This is a genomic window from Roseicyclus mahoneyensis (assembly GCF_003148775.1).
In the GTDB taxonomy this organism is placed as follows: Bacteria; Pseudomonadota; Alphaproteobacteria; order Rhodobacterales; family Rhodobacteraceae; genus Roseicyclus; species Roseicyclus mahoneyensis.
This window is the reverse complement of the sequence record NZ_QGGW01000029.1, coordinates 1-1422: the sequence shown is the minus strand read 5'-3', so window position 1 is coordinate 1422 and position 1422 is coordinate 1. Positions and strand designations below refer to the sequence as shown.

The window sequence follows — 1422 nt, the reverse complement described above, 5'->3', positions numbered from 1 at the left end:
CTCCGCGCATAAGAGACGTCGCAAACGACGTCGTTATGCACGTGTCTTAGGACCTCACGCCGAAATCCGGCAGGCGGTGCCAATCGGGCGGTTACTCACGAAATTGCACGCGACTGTCGACGTCAGGGCAGTTCTTCAAGAACCTATCTGTGAATTTGAAGGCTTTTTGATCGCTCATACCCAGCTCCCACACATTGCGCAGTGCCAAATCGGGGCAACGCATGGGCAACATATTGTGTGTGCTTGCCTGAAACTCAATGATACGAATTGAGTTGTCCACAGTCGAATATCTTTATGAAAAATCTCCGTAAGTAACAGAAAATAAATAGTTATTCTTGTCTTTGGGTGTCTCAATTCGTCGCAGTAGAGTTCATGTCCAAACGCGCTAAAAAACACTATATATAGATTGAAAATCCTCGTGTCGGTGGTTCGATTCCGCCCCCGGGCACCACTTAACAAGCTAAAATTTTGGGTTTTTGTAGTCATGTCTGGTCCTTGTTAGGGTCGGGTTTGACGCTTTTCGGCGGAAGGTTTGACAATCTTCGCCCGCCTTGCGTTCTCTTTTTCCAGCGCCGCAATCGTCTCGCGGTTCTTGTCAGCGAGGTTTGTGGAGTGCGTCGAGGCCATGGGCCGTCATCGTCGACTGCAGCCTCGCGCAGCGCCCGCGGAACTCCTCTGCAGGAAAGACCGCTTGCTCATCCAACCTCGGACCCCTCGCTGAGAATGCATAGGACGCGCGCTTCGCGCGGCATTTCCGGCAGTCCTGCAAAGAGCGCTGCGAGGCCGGCTGCCCCGGACGGCGTGGTGGCGATGCCCTTCGCTGCCAACCGTTCGACCGCGTTTTGGGCCTCCAACTCGCTTATGGTCACGAAGAGGTCGGCATCACGCGCAAGGCCGGCGAGCGCGATCATCGATGGCGTCTTGCAGTCGAGTCGGCCCATCGCTGACACGGGTCCCTCGGTCGTCACGATCTTGCCGGCGCGGACGCTTGCAATCAGCGCGGTAGCGGCGTCTGGCTCGACGACGATGATGATGGGTGTCTTGCCCCAGCTTTTCCTCGCAAAGGCGGCTACGGCCGCCGCCATGCCGCCGACGCCGGCTTGGAGCACGATGTGTGTTGGCGCCTCCTCCAGTTGATCGACGATCTCGGCCGCCATCTGGAGGTAGCCTTCCATGACGCGAAAGGGCGTCTCCGTATAGCCGGGCCAGGAGCTGTCGGACAGTAGCGTCCAGCCCTCGGTCGCTGCGGCCGTCTCTGCCTCAGCCATGCTCTCCCCATAGTGAGCTACTCCCCAACTCTTGGACAGATTCCGAGGGTGATTTAAGCTACTGCCTGGACCTGCTGATCGGTTTGGGTTGCGTTGAAGTAGACCACGGCGGGCGGCTGTCCGCCATGGGCGGCATGGGGCCGCTGGTGGTTGT

Annotated in this window: 1 pseudogene; it reads right to left on the bottom strand. The window is 57.9% G+C overall.

Annotated features, from left to right (window positions below):
• Nucleotides 1-695 precede the first annotated feature (695 nt).
• Nucleotides 696-1286 (bottom strand): annotated as a pseudogene (locus C7455_RS19760) (pyridoxal-phosphate dependent enzyme); the annotation flags it as partial.
• Nucleotides 1287-1422 lie beyond the last annotated feature (136 nt).